Here is a 19002-nt window from a genome sequence, read left to right as displayed (position 1 = left end):
CACGTTCCTTATTAAATGAGTTTATTGAATAAATTTTTTGAATTCATCTAGCGACAATTGCCCATCTTGATTAGTATCAATTTGAGAAAAATTCTCGTGTAACACAGCATCTTCACCTGCTTCGGCTTCACTTAATGTGCCGTTACTGTCTTTATCAAGTTCGTTAAAAGTCGCGTGAACGTCCATTGCGTGTGCATTAGCGCCTAAAAAGCCTAAAGCCAGTAATGATGAAATTACTAAAATGCGTTTGTTCATAATTATTTCCTTATTGATTAAAGTTATTACACCTATTACAAAAATGGTGCCAATAATAATTATTGATATTTTTCAATTGGTTATTATTTTTTCTTTAAGCCAGTGAGAAGTTTTTACTGGGTTTATTGTAATTTTTGTGCGCCTTTTGCAACATTATGCAGTGAGATTAAAGGTAGGGTTTAAGAATCAATGGTTTACGTTGTCTCTATTTGGCGACACATTGTTTTATAGTGCTGGCTGTTAATCGTATTAAATATAATTGCTGGTTCAGCTAGTGTATAAGGTAAGCACTTAATAATAGAGCGCTTAACTTAAAAGGACTAAACGAAATGCCAGCAACCATAGCTAAAAAATACCAAGCAATGCTTAACTGGCGGCCTAATTTAATTGGGCAATTTGCAATGAGTATGCTGCTTTCGCTACTTCCGCTTTCTATAGTGGTGATCGTATTTTTAAATTCGCTTAATAAGCAATTAGCGGTTACTCAAAGTATTGTGAGTAACAACTACCAAGTTACTAAATCGTTTAACACTTTAAAGCAAGAACTCAACAGTCTTGAACGCGCCACTAGGCAAAACTGGGTATTAAAAAGTGAATCGCTAGATAAGCTTATTGTCGATAAATGGCAATCATCCCTACAAAGCATTGATGAACTCAAATTTGTAAACACGAATAAAGAGTATATCAACCAATGGCAACGCTTATATACCACCTTACAAACCGCGCATGTAAAACTCGTTGAGCAAAAACAACAACAAGCTGAGCTATTTGTGCCAGTGAGCGATTTAATTGCTGAACTTACTTTATGGTTACGTGATAAAAACGAAGCGCAAATTACCAATAACCAAAATGAGCTTACAAGCCTGCAAGCGTCATTTATAAACTGGTTGGTGGCACTTATTCCACTGACTTTAATTGTTGGGGGAGGCTTTTTATGGCGTATAAGTGGGCGACTAAAAGGGTTAACTACGGTTATTGATAAGCTTGGGCAGGGGCATTGGCAGCAAAAAATATCTGTGAAAGGTTCAGCTGAGCTTGTTGAGCTAGGAGAAAAGCTCCAATGGGTGCAAGAGCAACTACATATGCTTGAGCAGCAAAAAGATACTTTTTTACGCCATGTCACCCATGAGCTAAAAACGCCGTTAGCTTCAATGGTCGAAGGTACTGACTTACTAACTGATGAAATAGTAGGCCCAATTACAGGTGAGCAAAAAGCGGTACTTGAGCTTATTAGCCAATCTATGGTGCGCCTTCGCACAATGATTGACAGTTTATTGAGTTATAATGCGATTCGTACCAGTAAAGACAGTCTAAGCGAAGTTGAATTTAGCCTCCTTATTAATAAAATAAATAGCCATTTTGAGCATCGCTTAAGTGCGCGTGAGCAGGCTCTGCAATGGAAAAATGACTTACCAAATAAACCGCTTGCTTTACCTAGTGAGCTTATTGAGATGATTTTAATTCAGCTTATCTCAAATGGCTTAAAATTTTCAGAAGATAAGCAAAGCGTTACTATTAATTTAGCGCTTGAGCAAAATCAACTTTGTATCGCTGTGCTCGATAGAGGGTGCGGTATTAAAGAGCAAGAAAAAACTCAAATTTTCAGCGCATTTTATCAAGGTAAACACAGTAAAAATGTTACGCTGCAAGGCAGTGGGCTGGGCTTAACTATTGTAAAAGAGTCTGTTGAACAGCTAAGAGGTACACTTACTGTTGAACATAATGAGCCACATGGTTGCCGGTTTTCAATTAAAATTCCCATAACAAAAAATCTAGGAGTTAATTAACATGCGCTTGCGTTTAATCGCTATTTTATGTGTGCTCAGTAGCAGCATGGTTATATCTGGTTGTGAAATTAATAATGGGCAAGAAGAGCGTGTGTCAATTACACCAGCACCTGTGGTCGATACTAAAATAAAAAACGACAAAAACAGCAAACCAAGCCCAAAACCCAGACCAAAAATAGAACCTAGCTACCCTCCAGCAGAGCAAGTTATTGCATGGCACGCTAATCAGTGTGGCGGATTTAAATTGGTGCCAAAAAAAGATATTTTTACAGGCGAAAACGATCTTAAACGCTTTTTTAAATTTATGTGCTTAAACATAAATGATGATCCAAATACAGTAATGACTAAGTTGCTAAAACTCGATCTTGCTTACTTTTGGCCAGATGATATAAAGCAATATTTATGGCTTCAAAAGCAACAAGTGACTATGCAAATAAATGCTAAAAAAGAGCAACAAGCACTTAACAATAAAATGCAAGAAACCCTCTCATCGTTAGCAACAATTGAGCAGCAGCTTTTACTACGAGAAGAAACTAAGGAGCAGTAACTATGGCAGCAACTAAAGTGCAAGGTGCAAAAGTATTACTCGTTGACGACGACGCTAGCTTATTAAAACTGCTCGCTATTCGTATCGAATCAAAAGGGTACGAAGTAACGACCTGTGAAAGCGGCTTAACCGCACTACAAATACTTAAAAGCCAAGTGTTTGACGCCGTAATAACCGACTTGCGTATGGATGAAATGGATGGCATGGCGCTGCATCGTCAGTTGCAAAGCCGCTACCCTGCATTACCTGTCATTATGATGACAGCGCACGGTTCAATTCCTGATGCAGTAGAGGCAACTAAGCAGGGCATTTTTGCATTTATAACTAAACCTGTAGATAAAGATGAGCTATTTGACAGCCTTGCTAAAGCGATAGAAATTCACGGTGTTAACGCTGATGAAGCCGCACCTAAAAGTAATATAGTTACGCGTAGCGGCACAATGCTTCACTTGCTTGAGCAAGTAAAACTACTTGGGCCAACACAAGTTAATGTATTGATTTCGGGGGCTAGTGGTACAGGTAAAGAGCTACTCGCACAGGCGATTCATCAACATAGCCATGTAAGTAACGGACCTTTTGTTGCAATTAACTGCGGCGCTGTACCAGGGGAGCTTTTAGAGTCCGAATTATTTGGTCATAAAAAAGGCTCTTTTACAGGCGCAATTAAAGATCACCAAGGGTTGTTTCAACAAGCTGAGGGCGGCACGTTATTTTTAGACGAGATAGGTGATATGCCACTTAACTTGCAGGTTAAGTTACTGCGCGTATTACAAGAAAAAACAATTCGCCCGGTGGGCTTTCAAGAAGAAATAGCAATTGATGTACGCATAGTGTCGGCTACACATAAAAATCTTCCTGAAGCTATTTTAAACCAACACTTTAGAGAAGATTTATACTACCGTTTAAACGTAGTTAATTTAAAATTACCGCCACTGTGTGAGCGCCGCGAAGATATAAGCTTATTAGCACAGCACTTTAGTGCAAGCATTGCTAAGCGCATGAAGCAAACTGAAAAACACTTTGCAAGCGATGCTATGCATGCGCTTGTGCGTTACGACTGGCCAGGTAATATCCGCCAACTACAAAACGTAGTAGAGCAGGTTGTAGCATTAACGCCAAGCGATGTTATTTCAGAGCACTTAGTGTTAGCAGCGCTAAATAGTAACGAAACAAATGTAGAACCATTATCACTAAACGACGCTAAAAAAGAGTTTGAGCGCGACTATGTAATTAACACTTTAAAAATGGCAGGTGGTAACGTAGCCGAAGGCGCTAAGCTTGCTAAACGTAACCGCTCAGATTTTTATAAGTTGATTAAAAAGCATAATATTGATGTTGATAATTTAGGTTAAGGAAAAGCATGCAGTTATTTATGGTTTATTTAGGTGGCCGGATTCGAGGTTGCCACATTGAAATGCATGATATTCGTTTTGTTGTAGGGGAGAATATAGAGCAAACCTACTCAAAGTTAAAAAGCCAGTGGGTAGGCGACAGAAGTAGTGTTCACATGGATAGTTACATGGCAATTAATCATATTGATGGCTTTAAAGTAGAAGTAGTCGATAGCTATGTGGAGCAAAATAAACAACTCTATTTTGTAAATTTAGGCGCTTACAGAAGTGATTCTATGGCTGAGCAACACGACTTTGCGTTGTATGTTGCAAGTAGTAGCCATGAAGCTAAAGAGCGTGCTAAAAACGATTTACTTGCAGGCCTTAGCCATATTCATAAAGATGATTTACATGATGTGGACGATTGCTTTGCCATTGATTTACTCGACAGCCAGCTAAACATTAAGCTCACGCCCAGCGGTATATCGCAGCCGATAAAGCCAGACTGGTTTGGCTATCACATACTTTAAATTATAATAAGTAGCTAAAACAGAGTAGGATTAAGAGTCCTGCTCGTTTTGCTCATCTTTTTCGCTTTTAGCCGCCATTTTAAACGCCACAATAACCAACCCAAACATAGCAAACGGCAGTGCTGCCAACATGTATTCAACCACATTACTGTCTTGAAAATTTGCTTGTAGTAAAAAGTGACCCGCCACACACATTAAAATAACCACTAATAAAATGGGTAGTAATATGAGTTCTTTTTTTGATGAATGGTTTTTCATTAATTGTGAGGCTATAGCTAAAAATAATGCGCCATTGTAATGAGCTTACTTAAGCTTGGCAAATACCGCAGAATTTTTTAATTAATGATATGATTAGCGTCAAACAATTGGGCAAGTGTTATTGGGAATAAAGTGAAAAGTAACTTAAAACAAGTTTACCTCGTTGGTGGTGCAGTGCGCGACAAACTGCTAAATATAAAATCAAAAGATAACGACTATGTAGTGATTGGGGAAACACCAAAAACGATGGAATCGCTTGGTTTTGTGCCAATAGGTAGTGACTTTCCGGTTTACTTACACCCAAAAACAAAAGAAGAATACGCACTGGGGCGCACAGAGCGTAAAAGTGGCAAAGGCTATACTGGCTTTGTGGTTGATGCCAGCCCAACCGTTACGCTAGAAGAAGATTTAGCAAGGCGTGATTTGACCATAAATTCAATGGCGCTTGATGAACACGGTAATATTATTGACCCGTTTAATGGCCAAACTGACTTACAAAATAAAACACTGCGCCACACCACTGAGGCATTTGTAGAAGATCCTGTTCGAGTACTGCGTATTGCCCGTTTTTTAGCGCGCTATGGCAGCGATTGGCGTATTCACCCAAGTACCTATGCATTAATGCGCGAGCTTAAAAATAAAGGTGAGCTAAATCATTTAGTACCTGAGCGCGTGTGGCTTGAAACTGAAAAAGCACTGGGTGAAAAGCACCCTGAGCTTTATTTTGAAGCACTGCAAGGTTTAGGTATTTTTCCAGAACTTGAGCGCATGGTTAATGTACCGCAACCGGCAAACCATCATCCTGAAGGGGATGTATTTGTGCATACTATGTTGGTACTTAGGCGTGCAGCCGATTTGAATTTTAACTTAGAAGCACGCTTTGCTGCACTTACCCATGATTTTGGAAAAGCGCTGAGTTTTAAAAAGTATGGAAACCTACGAGGGCACGAACGCGAAGGCGTTGCAGTTATTGAGGCGTTTTGTGAGCGCTTAAAAGTGCCAAACCGTTTTCGCGATGTTGGTGTACTCACCAGTGATAATCACACCCTTTGCCACACGATTGATCAGTTAAGGCCGCAAACCATTCACAAGCTAATAGTGACTAACCTAAATGCGTTGGTACACCCAGAACGTTTTATAGCATTTACCCAAGCATGCCAATGCGATGCACAAGGGCGTGGTGAAACACTGGTAGATAAGCCATACCCGCAAGCAGCTAAACTGCGAGCAATTCATACTGAGCTGCAAAAAATGGATAAGAAACAAGTAGTGCAAGATGCACTTAAAAATGGCAAAAAAGGCCCTGAAATAGGCGAAGAAGTAAAACTTGCAGAAATAAACTGCATTAAAGCATTTTTAGAACATGAGAAGCCCCAAGCGTAATAAAATTAGACTAAGTAGTGCGATACGCCTTGGTTTTTAGTCGCGTCGTGCTTTCTTAGCTCTTTGTAATTGGTGTTTTTTGGTTTTACCTCTTCAGACTTGGGTTTTTTAGAGGGCCTGTATAAGTCAAAAATAAAGTCTAGTTCTTCACGCTCTAGTGATGGTTTCATGAGTATTCCTTCAATTTAATACTTTAATATGATGTAGGGTATGGTCATTCGACTGAATTAAAAGTGAATAGTTACATTTGAAGTTGTACTAAATTGTAACTGGCAGGTTTTGAGGGGTGAGAGGGGTTTATTTGTTAATTTATATGGAGTTAAGGTAAATTAAAGTAACTATTTTTAACTAAAAATATACAGCTGAATTTAATTTATTGCGTAATTACTATTTGCATATAATGCTGTAGCTATAAATATAACGGTACAAATATAATGGTAAAAATACAGCCTTAGCCAGTAACTAACGGCAGCGTTACGGTAAATACGACACCATCACCTTGCTCGTTATTTTGCGCTGTTACACTGCCTTTATGGTAGTCGCACACCAGCCTTACAATATAAAGACCTAACCCCAAATGTGGCTGTTGCTGCATTTGCTGACTACGTACCGACACCATAGAGTCAAAAATATGTTCAGTTAATCCTTCGGGTAACGCGGGCCCTGTGTTACTCACTGTTAATATTGCTTTATTTTCGCTCTGCTTAAGGCCTACATTAATAGCCGTATTGGCTTCACTAAACTCCAGCGCGTTATTAATAAGCTTATCAAGTAGCTGAGCTATAAACTCCGGTGCACCTTGCATAGGTAATTTGTTTTGGCATACATCAAGCGTAAATAGCTGGTGTGGGTAAGTAAGCTGATAGCCCTGCATGCAGCCATTTATTACTTTTTGTAAATCAAAAGGCTCAGGTTCGTTGCTTTGAATACTTTGTTCAAGGCGGGTGGCTTCGCTCATGGTGGTTATTATTTTACCTAAGCGTTCAACTCCTTCGCTGGCGCGATCGAGATATTTTTGGCTCAGCTCGTTTTGCGGCAAGCTTTGTAAGTTCTCGAGTGACGAGCGTACTACGGCAACCGGCGTGCGCAGCTCGTGTGATAATCGCGACGACATATTTTCTAAGTAATCGGTATAGCCACCAAGTCGACTAACAATGTTTGAAAAACTACGAGACAGATCGCCAATTTCATCGTTAGCATCGCTGTAATTAATACTGCCGGTAACACGCCCTTGTGCATCAATTGCTTGTTCAGCAGTATCGCGCAGTCGCCTAATTCGGTTCGATATACGCGAGGCAAAAAAGAACAAGGTGACAGTACCAATTAGCATTACGGCTAAAATAACGTTGAACAGTTTTTCGAGCGATTTATTACGTAGCGTACGTACGCCGTTAGTGGTTTCCTCTGCTATTACTGCACCAATTACTTGGTCTTGGATCCAAATAGGGTAAGCGGCCGATAAAATAACAGCTTTGCTGTCGGGAGTTAAGCGCCAAGACGATGCTGGTTGCCCTTTTAATGCTTTAGCTAAATGTGTGCCCTGCATAGAAGCTACATCGTGCAGGGTATCTAAAAACTCATTTTCGGGGCGCGTTAATATTTTATAGTAAATTGGGTGCAAGTAATTTTGCTCAAAGCGCTGCCACCAAGTTTTAGGTGCTTGGTTAGCAAGCCCATCAGCCCATACGCCATCTGCATTTTGAATAGTACCCGATTGTGCAAGTACGCGATGATGGTTATCAACTACCCAAATGCGGCTACCACTGTGGCCCATGCCTTTTAAAATACGGCTAATTTCTGGGGAAGGTACGAGTACCGAGCCTAAATCGTTTGGGTTATTTAAGTTTGAGGTCGACATTATTTTAGGCTCTAACAACGCCTCTTTATTATCAACATCAACAATGGCAAAGCCAAGTTTGTTGCCCAGCATGTTAATAGGAAAACGCAGCTCTACGTTATAACCAGATTCGGTACTTTCAAAATAGCCCTGGATTTTAGTAAAAGGGGCTTTGGTTTTTGCATCAAACGCATTAACCCAGCCGTTTTGGCGTGGCGCAATAATGTAAGTATTAAACTGGCCGTCAGGCGTTTTTAGGCCAATTTGTAAATAATCGTTATTAGTAATGCTTAAGCTATTTTTAGCGCGATAAATAAGGGTATTGTCGGTGACTTTAAATGCGGCGTATAAGTAGTTATCAAACTTTCCCACCATATGATCAAACGATAAGTCACTGGCTTGATGTTTGTTATCTGTTTTTTGTAAGTAGCGCTTGTCGTAATGCCAAAATAGCGGTTGGTAGTTGTCCCAATCGTTAAGTTTACCGTCGAGCTGAATAGGATTTTTAAGATTATAAGCGTATAAATCGCGGCCTTTTACTACTTGGTCTAAAAAGTTGGTTTGCTCGTCAAATAATGCGGGGCGCTCATGTAGTGCAGTAGCAAGTGCGCGAGTAGTGCCTACGAGGGTTTTTTCTTGGCCTTGGCGTAAAAACTTTTCCATTTCCCATACGTACTCGTAGCCAAGCCACGGCAGCAAAAACAAAAAACATGAAAGTAATATAAATTTACTGCGCAGACCAAATCGTAGCATTAGTGTTGTTCCCACCGATAGCCCATGCCATACATGGTATCTATGCAATCAAAGGCGCTGTCGAGTGCTATAAACTTTTTACGGATACGTTTTACGTGTGAAGTAATGGTGCTGTCGTCTACATAAATTTTAGCATCGCTCATTAATTCGTTACGGCTTTTAACATGGCCTGGTCGCTGGGCGAGTGAATGCAGCATCCAAAATTCGGTTACGGTTAAATCAACTAATTGTTGTTGCCAAAATACCTGCATACGTTGTGTGTCGAGCGTTAATTGCCCGCGTGTTATGAGTGCGTTTGCATCAGCGGGTTGCTCAAGTGCTTCCATTCGGCGAAACAGCGCACCAATACGTGCAGCCAAGTGAGCCAAGCTTATGTCTTTTGTTAGGTAGTCGTCGGCGCCCATGCGCAGGCCGCATACGGTATCTATTTCGCTATCGCGGGCGGTTAAAAAAATAATAGGCAGTGTTTTAGAAAGCGATCGCAATGTTTGGCACAGTAAAAAACCACCATCTATTTCATGGCCTAGGCCAATATCAACAATGGCTAAATCGGGCAGGGCATTTTTAAATTCAGCTTCTGCGCAAGCGCGATCGGCAAAGCCACTTACTTGGTAGCCCTGTCCGCTCAGCATTTCTATGTAGTTTTCGCGGATTGCGGGTTCATCTTCAACGATGGCTATTTTTTTCATCTTAATCATTATCCTATCGGCTCTGCTGTGCACTATATCGAAGTTTTTAAGCTAAGTACGCTTAAAAAGGCAATTGCCATTTTTTTGCCACAATTGCTCAGCAGTTTGCCATTTTTGATCCCCTTTATTGCCACTTGAGCTTGTTTTAATACACCCATCAAAACAAAACATCACAAATTAAAAAGTAAGTTTAAGGATTAAATCATGAAGAAGACATTAATTGCGTTAACACTCGTTGCTAGTTTTTGTACTCCAGCAATTGCCTCAACATCTAACACGCCATCAAAAGAAGCCCATAAAGAAACGGCTATTGGGCTAGGTGCAGGCGCTATTATTGGCGGCGTAGTGGGCGGGCCAATTGGTGCGTTTATTGGGGCATTTGCCGGTGGTTTAATAGGTGATTCAAAAGTAGCTGATAACAAAATTGCAGAGCAAGAGCGTGCCATTACGGTCATGAAAGAAAAAACCAGCGATTACCAACACGTGCTTAACCACAACAATATGTTAGAGCAGCAGTTAGAAGTACTTGCCAATCAAAATGAGCAGTTAACTCAAGTTCAAATTAATAACTTATTAGCCATGACGGTGCAATTTAAAACAGGCTCAAGCGTTATTGCCCCGCATTTTGCACTGCAGCTAGACCAACTAGTTACCTTGTTAAACAACCAACCACAACTCGCACTTGATTTAAGCGGCTTTGCCGATCAGCGCGGCGATGAGCAAGCCAACCTTTTACTCTCTAAAGCACGTGTAAATGCCGTGCAAAGCTATTTAATAAAACACGGTGTGAGCCACAAGCGCTTAAGCACGCAGGCATTTGGCGAGCAGCAAACATTGGCAAATAGCAACACGGTGGAAGATAACTTTTTTGATAGACGCGTAACGCTTACCACTCGCTCAATAAATAGTGTAAATGGCCAAACGGCGAGTAACTAAACCTAACTGAATCTAAGTAAAGCTAAGCGTTCGATGGAGTGATTTTATGTTGAGTAAACCAACCAAAATGCTTACTAAAGTAAGCATTTTTATATTCATAGCGATTGTGCTGTTAGCGAGCTTCAAAAGCCATGCGCAATCACCCAAGTTAGAGCTTTTTGATAGCAATGGTGCGCCAGCAGGCCCAGCAATAATATTAAAAAGCGACGCCAATATGACCTTAACCGGCCTAATTAATCATGTTGTCGTAACGCAAACCTATCAAAACGAAAACCCGTTTGCAGTTAATGCGCGCTACGTTTTTCCATTGCCAGATGAAAGCGCCGTACATGCCATGACGATGCGTATAGGTGAGCGAGTTATTAAAGGCCAAATTGATAAAAAAGTGGAGGCTGAAAAAAAATACGAAGAGGCTAAAAAATCAGGCAAGCAAGCGGCACTCGTACGCCAGCAACGCGCCAATATGTTTATTACGAATGTGGCGAATATTGGCCCTGGTGAGCAGGTAATTATTGAGCTTGAGTATCAAGAAATAATTGATTACAACAGCGGTACATTCGCTATTAGATTTCCTACTACCATTACACCGCGTTATCACGCGATTAGTGGTGAGGTTAATACTCAACATCAAGCGCATACAAATCCACTCCCAACTGGGTGGTTAAGCCCTGTTTACAGCACTCAAAACATCACTCAAACTGATAACGTACCAAGTAGTAAATTTAGCTTAAACATTGATATAGACGTTGGCTTAGAGCTGGTGGATATCAATTCTAAATTTCATAATATTGATGTGAAAAACACTGCGTTTGGGCAATATAAAATAGCGTTAAATGAAGTAAATGCAGTTAATCGCGACTTTGTACTTGAGTTTAAACCGCTGCAAAAAGAGCAGGCCCAAGCTGCATTTTTCACTCAGCAGTTTGAAAATGGCGATCGATACGGGCTTGCTATGCTAATGCCACCGGGGGATCACTTTACACAAACTCAGCGATTACCTCGCGAAATGGTATTTGTCGTTGATACGTCGGGCTCTATGCACGGGCAATCTATGGAGCAAGCTAAAAAAGCGTTGTTTTATGCGCTTTCATTACTTGATAGCGACGACAGCTTTAATATTATTGGTTTTGATAACATAGTGACTCCAATGAGCGATAAACCACTTATAGCCAGCGACTTTAACTTACGCCGCGCAGAGCGATTTATTTATAGCCTAGAAGCCGACGGCGGCACAGAAATACAAGGTGCGCTTAATGCCGTACTTGATGGCAGCGAGTTTGATGGTTTTGTACGCCAAGTTGTATTTTTAACTGATGGCAGCGTAAGCAACGAAGACGTATTGTTTAAAAACATTCAAAGTAAATTAGGCGATAGCCGCTTATTTACAGTGGGTATTGGCAGTGCACCCAACAGCTTTTTTATGCGCCGAGCGGCAGATATAGGCAAAGGCTCATTTACCTTTATAGGCAGCACAAGCGAGGTGCAACCTAAAATGCAGCAGTTGTTTGATAAGCTTGCACATCCTGCGATTACTAATTTGGCGCTAAGCGATGAAAGCGGTAACAGCTTAGATTTTTGGCCATCACCACTACCTGATTTATATTTTGGCGAACCTATCATGGTCGCTATAAAGCTTAATAATGCCAAAAGTGTGATACTTGCTGGGCAAACAGCACAAGGGCCTTTAAGTATTAAATTAAGTACACAAAATAGTTCAAGCGCTCAAGGTATTGCAAAGCTATGGGCGCGCCAAAAAATTAAGTCATTACTTTTATACAACGAGCAAAGTACCGTTAAAGATGAAGTACTGGAGCTTGCACTTACTCATCAATTACTTAGCCCCTTTACTGCTTTTATAGCGATTGAACAAACTCAAACAAAAGAAGTGGCAGAGCAAACGGCGCAAGCTACTAATGCAGTACCGCAAGGTATGGCAATGCGTTTACCACAAACCGATGGGCAAAGTAGGCTCCACATATTGTTAGGCTGTATTTTATTATTGGGATTTGGCGCGCTTAAAATAAACCGAGGGCCTAAATTAAGTAGGGAACATAAATGAAAAAGTGGCTAAGCGCGGGCTTACTAATCGCTGGGCTTGGATTATTTGGGCACGGCGCTTATATGCAGGCAAAAGCATGGCTTGCTCAAATATTAATTGAGCAAGCATGGCAAGAGGCGCTTAAATCATCTGGCACTAAAGTAAAACCCTGGTATTACGCCGACAGCTACGTGACTGCAAAGCTTAATTGGCCAAGCCATAATAAAACATTAAGTGTATTGGCTGGAGCGAGTGGTCGTAATTTAGCGTTTGCGCCTAGCCAATTTTTACCCGCAGGGGAGCTCGGCGGCAAAGAATTTGGAAACAAAAAAGGGGCGCTAATAGCTGGGCATAACGACACCCACTTTGCATTTTTACAAAACGCAAAAGTGGGGGAAGCATTTACTTTGCAACTGCAAAATGGGGTGATACAAAATTATAAGGTAACGGGAATTGAGGTTATTCATCAATCTCAATATGACTTTTTACAAACACCTGGGTTGTATTTACTTACCTGTTACCCTTTTGATTCGCTTGCCTCAGGTACTGATTTGAGATTGCTTGTATCTGCGCAAATGTCTTCGCCCGATTCACTAAGCGGTATATCAACCACAAGTTCTTGATGGCGCTGGCTTACCATTACACCAATAAATACCACAAATATGCTCAACCATTGCCACACGTTGAGTACTTCGCCCAAAATAATCGCTGACAAAATAAGTGTAAAAATAGGAATTAAATTAGAGTACGCCGCAGCGGTTAATACCGATACCTTGCTAATAGCATAGTTGTACATGCCATAGCCGCCAAGGGTTACACACGAGCCTAAATATAAAATGCTCATTAGCGCGGTTAAGTCGTGTTGGTTTTCGCTTGGCAGGTCGATAAAAAATAAAAACGGCGCAAAAAATAAGCTTCCGCTAATACCTTGCAGTGCAATTAAAGTCAGGGGAGAATAGCGATTAGCTAAATGCTTAATACTTACGGTATAAAATGCAGCGCACACCATAGCCATCAACTCTAAAAAGTTACCCAGTAACGGATTTGGTGCTTGCTCAGAATTTGGGGATAGAAGCGTAAGTAAAATACTGCCGCCAATACACAGCGTAAAACCCACCACAATGGATTTACTTATGTATTCTTTAAGTAATACAAAGGCAAGTAGGGCAATAATTATAGGTAAGCACGACACAATAACACCCGCCTGTGAGGCTGACGTATATTCCATTGCATGGCCTTCAAATAAAAAGTACAAGCAAGGCTCAGCAAGCGACATACCCACTAAATACTTCCAGTCACCTTTTAAATACTCAAACCGAATAACGTAGCGCCATAAACAAAGCGATAAAACTAATGTGGTGAGCATGCGTAAAAATATCACCAATGCAGGGTCGTAAATGGCAATGGCGTATTTGAGCGCAATAAAAGAGCTGCCCCATAAAAAGGTGGCAATAATTAAACATAAACTGGCAGGCATAAAGAGTAATTTACATAATTTAATAAAATCAGATCCTAGCATGAATATTTTTAACTTGTTCAAAAATACCGAGCTGGTATAAATTAATTCATCTTTAATTAATCAGTAGTAAAAAGCACATGCAAAGGGAACAGGTAATAGTTGTAAAGCTTGGTACAAGCGTACTTACCGGCGGCACTGATAAACTAGATAAAGCACACATGGTTGAATTAGTACGCCAATGCTGCGAGCTTAAAAAGCAGGGTCATCACGTTATTTTGGTATCGAGCGGCGCGGTAGCCGCTGGGCGCGAGCAACTATTAAAACCCTGTGGCAGAAGCTTAATTGATAAACAAATGCTTGCTGCAATTGGACAAGGTCAACTTATTCATATTTGGCAGAGCTTGTTTGCTTTATATGGTGTAAATGTAGGGCAAATGCTGCTTACGCGTGCTGATGTAGACGACAGAGAGCGCTACCTTAATGCCCGCGATACACTCACCGCACTGCTCAATTACGACGTTGTGCCCATCATTAACGAAAATGACGCAGTCGCTACCAGTGAAATAAAAGTTGGCGATAACGATAACTTATCGGCACTTGTCGCTATTTTGGCTAATGCTAATAAGTTACTGCTACTTACCGATCAAGAAGGCTTATTTACCAGCGATCCGCGCACAAACGCCGATGCAACCCTCATTGGTGAAGTAACACATATAAACGATGAGCTGCGCCAACTTGCTGGTGGCAGTGGCACAAGTTTAGGCACTGGCGGCATGGCAACCAAATTACAAGCAGCCGATATTGCAAGGCGTGCAGGCGTTGAAGTTATTATTGCTAAAGGCGCAGATAAAAACGTTATTTTAAGATGTATGAGTGACGAGTTACCAGGCACGCGTTTTATAAAGCTTGCCGCCCCAAAAGATGGTCGTAAAAAATGGCTACTAGCGGGGCCTAAAAGTACAGGGCAAATTGTTATTGATTCAGGTGCTATTACAGCGCTGCAAAATAAAGGCGCAAGCTTACTCGCAAAAGGTGTTACTAATGTATTTGGTCGCTTTGAGCGCGGTGATTTAATCGATTTAATTGATAAAAAAAATCAAGTGATTGCAAGAGGCCTAACACGCTTTAGTAGTATTGAGGTCACAAAAATAAAAGGGGCGCACTCTAATCAAATAGGCCAGTTACTTGATTACGATAGCGGTGCAGAAGTATTACATCGCGATGACTTAGTACTACTTTAGATATTAACCAAAAAAGATTAGCCTACAAGTATTGCCTCATAATTTAGTAAAATCGTAAATGTTGACTAAACTGGTTGCAGATTAACCAGTTTAGGCATGGAAATGCAAGCAAATAAATGTGGTCATGAGTGGATTATTTCACTTACCCAACAAGAGGAAGAAGGAGATTTAGACGTTGCACTTATCCAAGTAATTAGCGATTTACTGGAAGTCGATAATTTTGCTATTTATATAAATAAGTACTTTTGTGTGCCGGTCCCTCCTAAATTAATTAACACCCCAAGCGATATTGAGCATGTAAAACCGGCTAAAATACAGCAGTTACTAAGTAAAGCTACGCCAAATAAAGTTAGAGTCAGCCATGCAGGTGGGCGCACAATAAGCTATGTACCTGTTTATCATTTAGAAGATGTGATTGGTGTGTTGATCATAGAAACACCACAAAAATTACCAGAGCGCATCGGTGTTATGGCTCTACATATTTTAAATATTTATGCCAATCAGCTATGGCTTTTACACAAGTCTCGATTAGATCCGCTAACCGAGCTACTAAACAGGCAAACATTTGATAAAAAAGTAATGGAAATAGTGTCTGGCAATGGTTTTTTATTACCAAGGCAGAACGTTAACAAAGATCGAAGTTGGTATTTAGCGATTGCTGATATCGACTTATTTAAAAATGTGAATGATAATTTTGGCCATGTAGTGGGCGACGGTGTTATTGCCCAAGTGGCTAAATTATTAAAATATAATTTTAGAGTTGAGGACTATGTATTTAGGTATGGAGGAGAAGAGTTTGCTATTTTATTTCAATCAAGAAGCCAAGCAGCAGCTTACACTGCATTAAATAGACTTAGAGTTAATGTGGCCGATCATTCTTTTGCGCAAATTGAGCGGCTAACAATCAGCATTGGTTTTTTAGCATTACAAAGCATTGATACCGTATCGAGTATTGTTAATCAGGCTGATTTAGCGCTTTACCATTCTAAAAAAACAGGCCGAAACAAAGTAACAGCGTGCAGTGAATTAGCGCTTTATGACGAAGTGGCAACAACTCAATAGTATTGAGCTTTTTTGATTGTAAATTTGTGCTAAAATCTGGCTCCTTAAATTGTTGTAAACAGAGCGCAGAACATGAAATTAGTTCGTTGGTTTTTAGGTTGTATAATTTTATTCTTTAATTTTGTATTTACTCCCCGCAGTAAAAAGCGTGCAAGCGACGAGCAAGCACAGCTTGATCAGCAAACCTCACAATTTAAACTATATCAATTTAAAGCATGCCCGTTTTGTGTAAAAGTACGTCGCGCTATTAAACGCGAAGGCTTAAACATAGAAACGCGTGATGCAAAAAATAATGAACAATATCGTCAAGAGCTACTAGAGCAAGGCGGCAAAGTTAAAGTGCCTTGCCTGCGTATAGAGCAAAACGGCCAAGTACAATGGTTGTATGAATCAAACGATATTATTACTTACTTAAACAAAGTAGCTGCATAAACCACTTTTACTATCTCACTTATTTAAAGAGAATATACCATGACAATTCGCACCCGTGTTGCCCCGTCGCCAACTGGTGACCCGCATCTTGGCACCGCTTATATCGCCTTATTTAACTACTGTTTTGCTAAACAACAAGGCGGTGAATTTGTACTTCGTATTGAAGATACAGACCAAGTACGTAGCACGCCAGAATCTGAACTTGCGATTATGGATAGCCTACGCTGGTTAGGGCTTGAGTGGGATCATGGTCCTGATGTGGGTGGCGAATTTGGTCCTTATCGTCAGTCTGAGCGAAGCGATTTATATAAGAAATACGCGCATCAGTTAGTTGACGATGGCAAAGCGTTTTACTGTTTTGCAACAAGCGAAGAGCTTGATCAAATGCGTGAAGAGCAAATGGCAGAAGGTTTACGCCCTAAATACGACGGTCGTGGTTTAAACCACACAGATGAAGAAATTAAAGCAAACCTAGCTGAGGGTAAACCTTACGTTATACGTATGAAAATCCCAAGCGAAGGCACATTTAAGTTTAACGATTACCTACGTGACGAAATTGAGATCCCGTGGGAAAACGTAGACATGCAAGTGTTATTAAAAGCAGATGGTTTCCCAACATACTTTTTAGCAAACGTAGTTGACGACCACCACATGCAAATTAGCCATATTTTCCGTGGTGAAGAATGGATTAACTCAGCACCTAAGTTATTAAAACTGTATGAAGACTTTGGTTGGGAAGCGCCAGTGCTTGGTCACTTACCATTATTGCGTAACCCAGATAAATCAAAGCTGTCTAAGCGTAAAAACCCAACCTCTATTAATTACTATAAAGAAATGGGTTACCTGCCAGAAGCCGTGCTTAACTACTTAGGCCGCATGGGCTGGTCAATGCCAGATGAGCGCGAAAAGTTCACACTTAATGAAATGATTGAAAACTTTGACATGAAGCGCGTATCACTTGGTGGTCCAGTATTCGACGTAGATAAATTAAGCTGGTTAAACGGTACTTGGATCCGTGAAAACCTAACCGATGAAGAGCTAATGCAGCGCTTCGTTGATTGGAAATTTAACGGTAAAATGCTTGCTAAAGTATTGCCAGAAGCTAAAGCTCGCATCAACACGCTTTCTGATATGGTTGAGCTAGCAGGGCATTTTGTAGGGGGCATTCCAACTTACGATCCAGCGTTACTAACTGCCGGTAAAGCAGACGAAAACGTGATTCGCCAAGCACTACAATTTTTTGTATGGCAGCTTGAAGGCTTACGTAGCTTTGACAAACCCGCTATTTTTGCAATAGCAAAAGAAGTTGCAACATTCCACGAGCTTAAGATTAAAGATTTTTTAGAGCCAATATTTGTCGCCATTACTGGCAAAACGTCAAGTACGTCAGTGCTTGATGCAATGGAAATATTAGGGTCTGACCTATCACGTGCTCGCTTACGTGTAGCCCTTGCTCATTTAGGTATTTCTAAAAAGCAGGCTAAAAATATAGAGCGTGCGTACCGCGAATACCCAAGTGCATAATTGCTAAATAATGCATTTTTAAAAGCCGAGCTTAGTAAAATAAGTTCGGCTTTTTTAATCGGGTCACTTATAATTTTGAAAAAGGGCTAATAACACCATTAGCACCTTGTTGTAGTACGTGGGTATATATTTGTGTAGTTTTAACGTCAGAATGGCCAAGCTGAGCTTGAACGGTTCTTATATCGGCGCCATTTTGCAGTAAATGAGTAGCAAAAGAGTGCCTTAATGTATGGGGTGTTATTATTTTTGTTAACCCTGATTTTTGAACGGCTTTTTTCACTTCTTTTCTGATACAAGAGTGATGAAAATGATGTCGCCTTATTTCACCACTTTGAGGATCTGAACTTAATATATGAGAGGGAAATAATACCAATTGCATTAAATTAGTGAGCTATTATAGCGATAAGAAAATAGCTAAATAACAAGGCTAAAATTATGATACATAGTTGTTCTATATAAATAATTTTTAACGTAGTTAGTGAGTTATTTAATACGCTAGAATGATCATGTTTTTAATAAAGTTGGTATGAATACTGCCATGCTAGTGTTTTTGCGGCTGAAGGATATTTTTTAGTTAAGGCATATGGCATCCATACGCCAGAATATTCCGTATTATTTAAATCAAGTTTTAAATAGTCATCAACGTTCAAAATTTGATTTCTCAGCATAGGAATTAGCTCGATGGCCAGCGTTACAATGCGGTGTTTATTACCTTTTCCATTCCATACTTGAATACATTTATAATCAAAATCAATATCTTTCACCCTTAATTGCGCCGCTTCCATCACTCTTAAACCACTTCCATACATAAGAGCTGCAATTAAATAATAGCGCTTATTTAAATGAGCCATCAACATTTTAACTTCCTCTGGGGTCATCACTACAGGGAGCTTTGCTTGTTTTTTACTACGGGCAAAATTTAAATTTAATGAGAGTTCTT

General features: G+C 40.3%; 18 protein-coding genes and 2 pseudogenes. 12 read left to right on the top strand and 8 right to left on the bottom strand.

Annotated features, from left to right (window positions below; all coding sequences use genetic code 11):
• Positions 1-21: 21 nt before the first annotated feature.
• On the bottom strand, positions 22-255 hold the full coding sequence (locus tag H4J63_RS09645) for an EF-hand domain-containing protein (RefSeq protein ID WP_002961641.1): 234 nt from the start codon (positions 253-255) through the stop codon (positions 22-24).
• A gap of 329 nt (positions 256-584) precedes the next feature.
• Here H4J63_RS09645 and H4J63_RS09640 point away from each other — a divergent pair, with 329 nt between their 5' ends.
• The 4 genes from H4J63_RS09640 to H4J63_RS09625 are packed head-to-tail and all read left to right on the top strand — an operon-like array spanning position 585 to position 4450.
• Entirely contained in the window at positions 585-2042 is a 1458-nt protein-coding gene (locus tag H4J63_RS09640; protein WP_182196214.1) for a sensor histidine kinase KdpD, read from the top strand.
• 1 nt (position 2043) lies between these two features.
• Positions 2044-2589 carry a hypothetical protein gene (locus H4J63_RS09635; RefSeq protein WP_024598655.1) on the top strand — a complete coding sequence of 182 codons (546 nt, stop codon included), beginning with the start codon at positions 2044-2046 and terminating at the stop codon, positions 2587-2589.
• A 2-nt stretch (positions 2590-2591) separates the two neighbouring features.
• Positions 2592-3941, top strand: coding sequence for a sigma 54-interacting transcriptional regulator (locus tag H4J63_RS09630; RefSeq protein ID WP_182196211.1), 1350 nt, complete (start codon positions 2592-2594; stop codon positions 3939-3941).
• Between the two features lie 8 nt (positions 3942-3949).
• Positions 3950-4450: a DUF1543 domain-containing protein gene (locus H4J63_RS09625; protein ID WP_182196208.1), complete on the top strand. Its 501-nt coding sequence runs from the start codon at positions 3950-3952 to the stop codon at positions 4448-4450.
• A gap of 30 nt (positions 4451-4480) precedes the next feature.
• On the opposite strand, the gene H4J63_RS09620 is transcribed toward H4J63_RS09625, so the two are convergent.
• A complete protein-coding gene (locus H4J63_RS09620; protein WP_182196206.1) occupies positions 4481-4708 on the bottom strand; it encodes a hypothetical protein in 228 nt (75 codons plus the stop codon).
• 132 nt (positions 4709-4840) lie between these two features.
• Between H4J63_RS09620 and H4J63_RS09615 the strand changes: the two genes are divergently transcribed.
• Entirely contained in the window at positions 4841-6091 is a 1251-nt protein-coding gene (locus H4J63_RS09615) for a multifunctional CCA addition/repair protein (RefSeq protein WP_182196203.1), read from the top strand.
• Between the two features lie 5 nt (positions 6092-6096).
• On the opposite strand, the gene H4J63_RS09610 is transcribed toward H4J63_RS09615, so the two are convergent.
• The 3 genes from H4J63_RS09610 to pdsR form a co-directional block, all read right to left on the bottom strand.
• Positions 6097-6261: a hypothetical protein gene (locus H4J63_RS09610; RefSeq protein WP_182196201.1), complete on the bottom strand. Its 165-nt coding sequence runs from the start codon at positions 6259-6261 to the stop codon at positions 6097-6099.
• A gap of 281 nt (positions 6262-6542) precedes the next feature.
• Positions 6543-8681 carry a proteobacterial dedicated sortase system histidine kinase gene (pdsS, locus tag H4J63_RS09605; RefSeq protein ID WP_182196198.1) on the bottom strand — a complete coding sequence of 713 codons (2139 nt, stop codon included), beginning with the start codon at positions 8679-8681 and terminating at the stop codon, positions 6543-6545.
• The gene (pdsR, locus tag H4J63_RS09600) at positions 8681-9370 is read right to left on the bottom strand and encodes a proteobacterial dedicated sortase system response regulator (protein WP_182196195.1); all 690 of its coding nucleotides are present in this window, start codon (positions 9368-9370) and stop codon (positions 8681-8683) included. The genes pdsS and pdsR overlap by 1 nt, the downstream gene beginning before the upstream one ends.
• Positions 9371-9574: 204 nt before the next feature.
• Between pdsR and pdsO the strand changes: the two genes are divergently transcribed.
• The 3 genes from pdsO to H4J63_RS09585 are packed head-to-tail and all read left to right on the top strand — an operon-like array spanning position 9575 to position 12967.
• On the top strand, positions 9575-10306 hold the full coding sequence (gene pdsO, locus H4J63_RS09595) for a sortase-associated OmpA-like protein PdsO (protein ID WP_182196193.1): 732 nt from the start codon (positions 9575-9577) through the stop codon (positions 10304-10306).
• A 46-nt stretch (positions 10307-10352) separates the two neighbouring features.
• A complete protein-coding gene (locus tag H4J63_RS09590) occupies positions 10353-12365 on the top strand; it encodes a marine proteobacterial sortase target protein (protein ID WP_182196190.1) in 2013 nt (670 codons plus the stop codon).
• Positions 12362-12967 carry a class GN sortase gene (locus H4J63_RS09585; RefSeq protein ID WP_182196187.1) on the top strand — a complete coding sequence of 202 codons (606 nt, stop codon included), beginning with the start codon at positions 12362-12364 and terminating at the stop codon, positions 12965-12967. The genes H4J63_RS09590 and H4J63_RS09585 overlap by 4 nt, the downstream gene beginning before the upstream one ends.
• On the opposite strand, the gene H4J63_RS09580 is transcribed toward H4J63_RS09585, so the two are convergent.
• On the bottom strand, positions 12862-13821 hold the full coding sequence (locus H4J63_RS09580; protein ID WP_024598646.1) for a DMT family transporter: 960 nt from the start codon (positions 13819-13821) through the stop codon (positions 12862-12864). The two genes, H4J63_RS09585 and H4J63_RS09580, sit on opposite strands and share 106 nt — an antisense overlap.
• A gap of 119 nt (positions 13822-13940) precedes the next feature.
• Between H4J63_RS09580 and proB the strand changes: the two genes are divergently transcribed.
• The 4 genes from proB to gltX all read left to right on the top strand — a co-directional run bounded on the left by proB (position 13941) and on the right by gltX (position 18062).
• On the top strand, positions 13941-15044 hold the full coding sequence (gene proB, locus H4J63_RS09575) for a glutamate 5-kinase (protein WP_182196185.1): 1104 nt from the start codon (positions 13941-13943) through the stop codon (positions 15042-15044).
• Between the two features lie 102 nt (positions 15045-15146).
• Entirely contained in the window at positions 15147-16106 is a 960-nt protein-coding gene (locus H4J63_RS09570) for a GGDEF domain-containing protein (protein ID WP_182196183.1), read from the top strand.
• A 72-nt stretch (positions 16107-16178) separates the two neighbouring features.
• Positions 16179-16538, top strand: a complete 360-nt coding sequence (locus H4J63_RS09565; protein ID WP_182196181.1) for a glutaredoxin domain-containing protein — start codon at positions 16179-16181, stop codon at positions 16536-16538.
• Positions 16539-16577: 39 nt separating this feature from the next.
• Positions 16578-18062 (top strand): glutamate--tRNA ligase, encoded by a 1485-nt coding sequence (gltX, locus tag H4J63_RS09560; RefSeq protein WP_138585877.1) that lies wholly within the window; start codon positions 16578-16580, stop codon positions 18060-18062.
• 67 nt (positions 18063-18129) lie between these two features.
• Here the strand turns inward: gltX and H4J63_RS09555 are convergent.
• Positions 18130-18429: pseudogene (locus tag H4J63_RS09555) on the bottom strand (tyrosine-type recombinase/integrase); the annotation flags it as partial.
• A 163-nt stretch (positions 18430-18592) separates the two neighbouring features.
• Positions 18593-19002: pseudogene (locus H4J63_RS09550) on the bottom strand (tyrosine-type recombinase/integrase); the annotation flags it as partial.

Origin of the sequence: Pseudoalteromonas sp. 5Ae-yellow (assembly GCF_014077565.1) — a bacterium.
In the GTDB taxonomy this organism is placed as follows: domain Bacteria; phylum Pseudomonadota; class Gammaproteobacteria; order Enterobacterales; family Alteromonadaceae; genus Pseudoalteromonas.
Note: the sequence above shows the minus strand (reverse complement) of the source record. Positions and strands in the feature narration are given on the sequence as shown.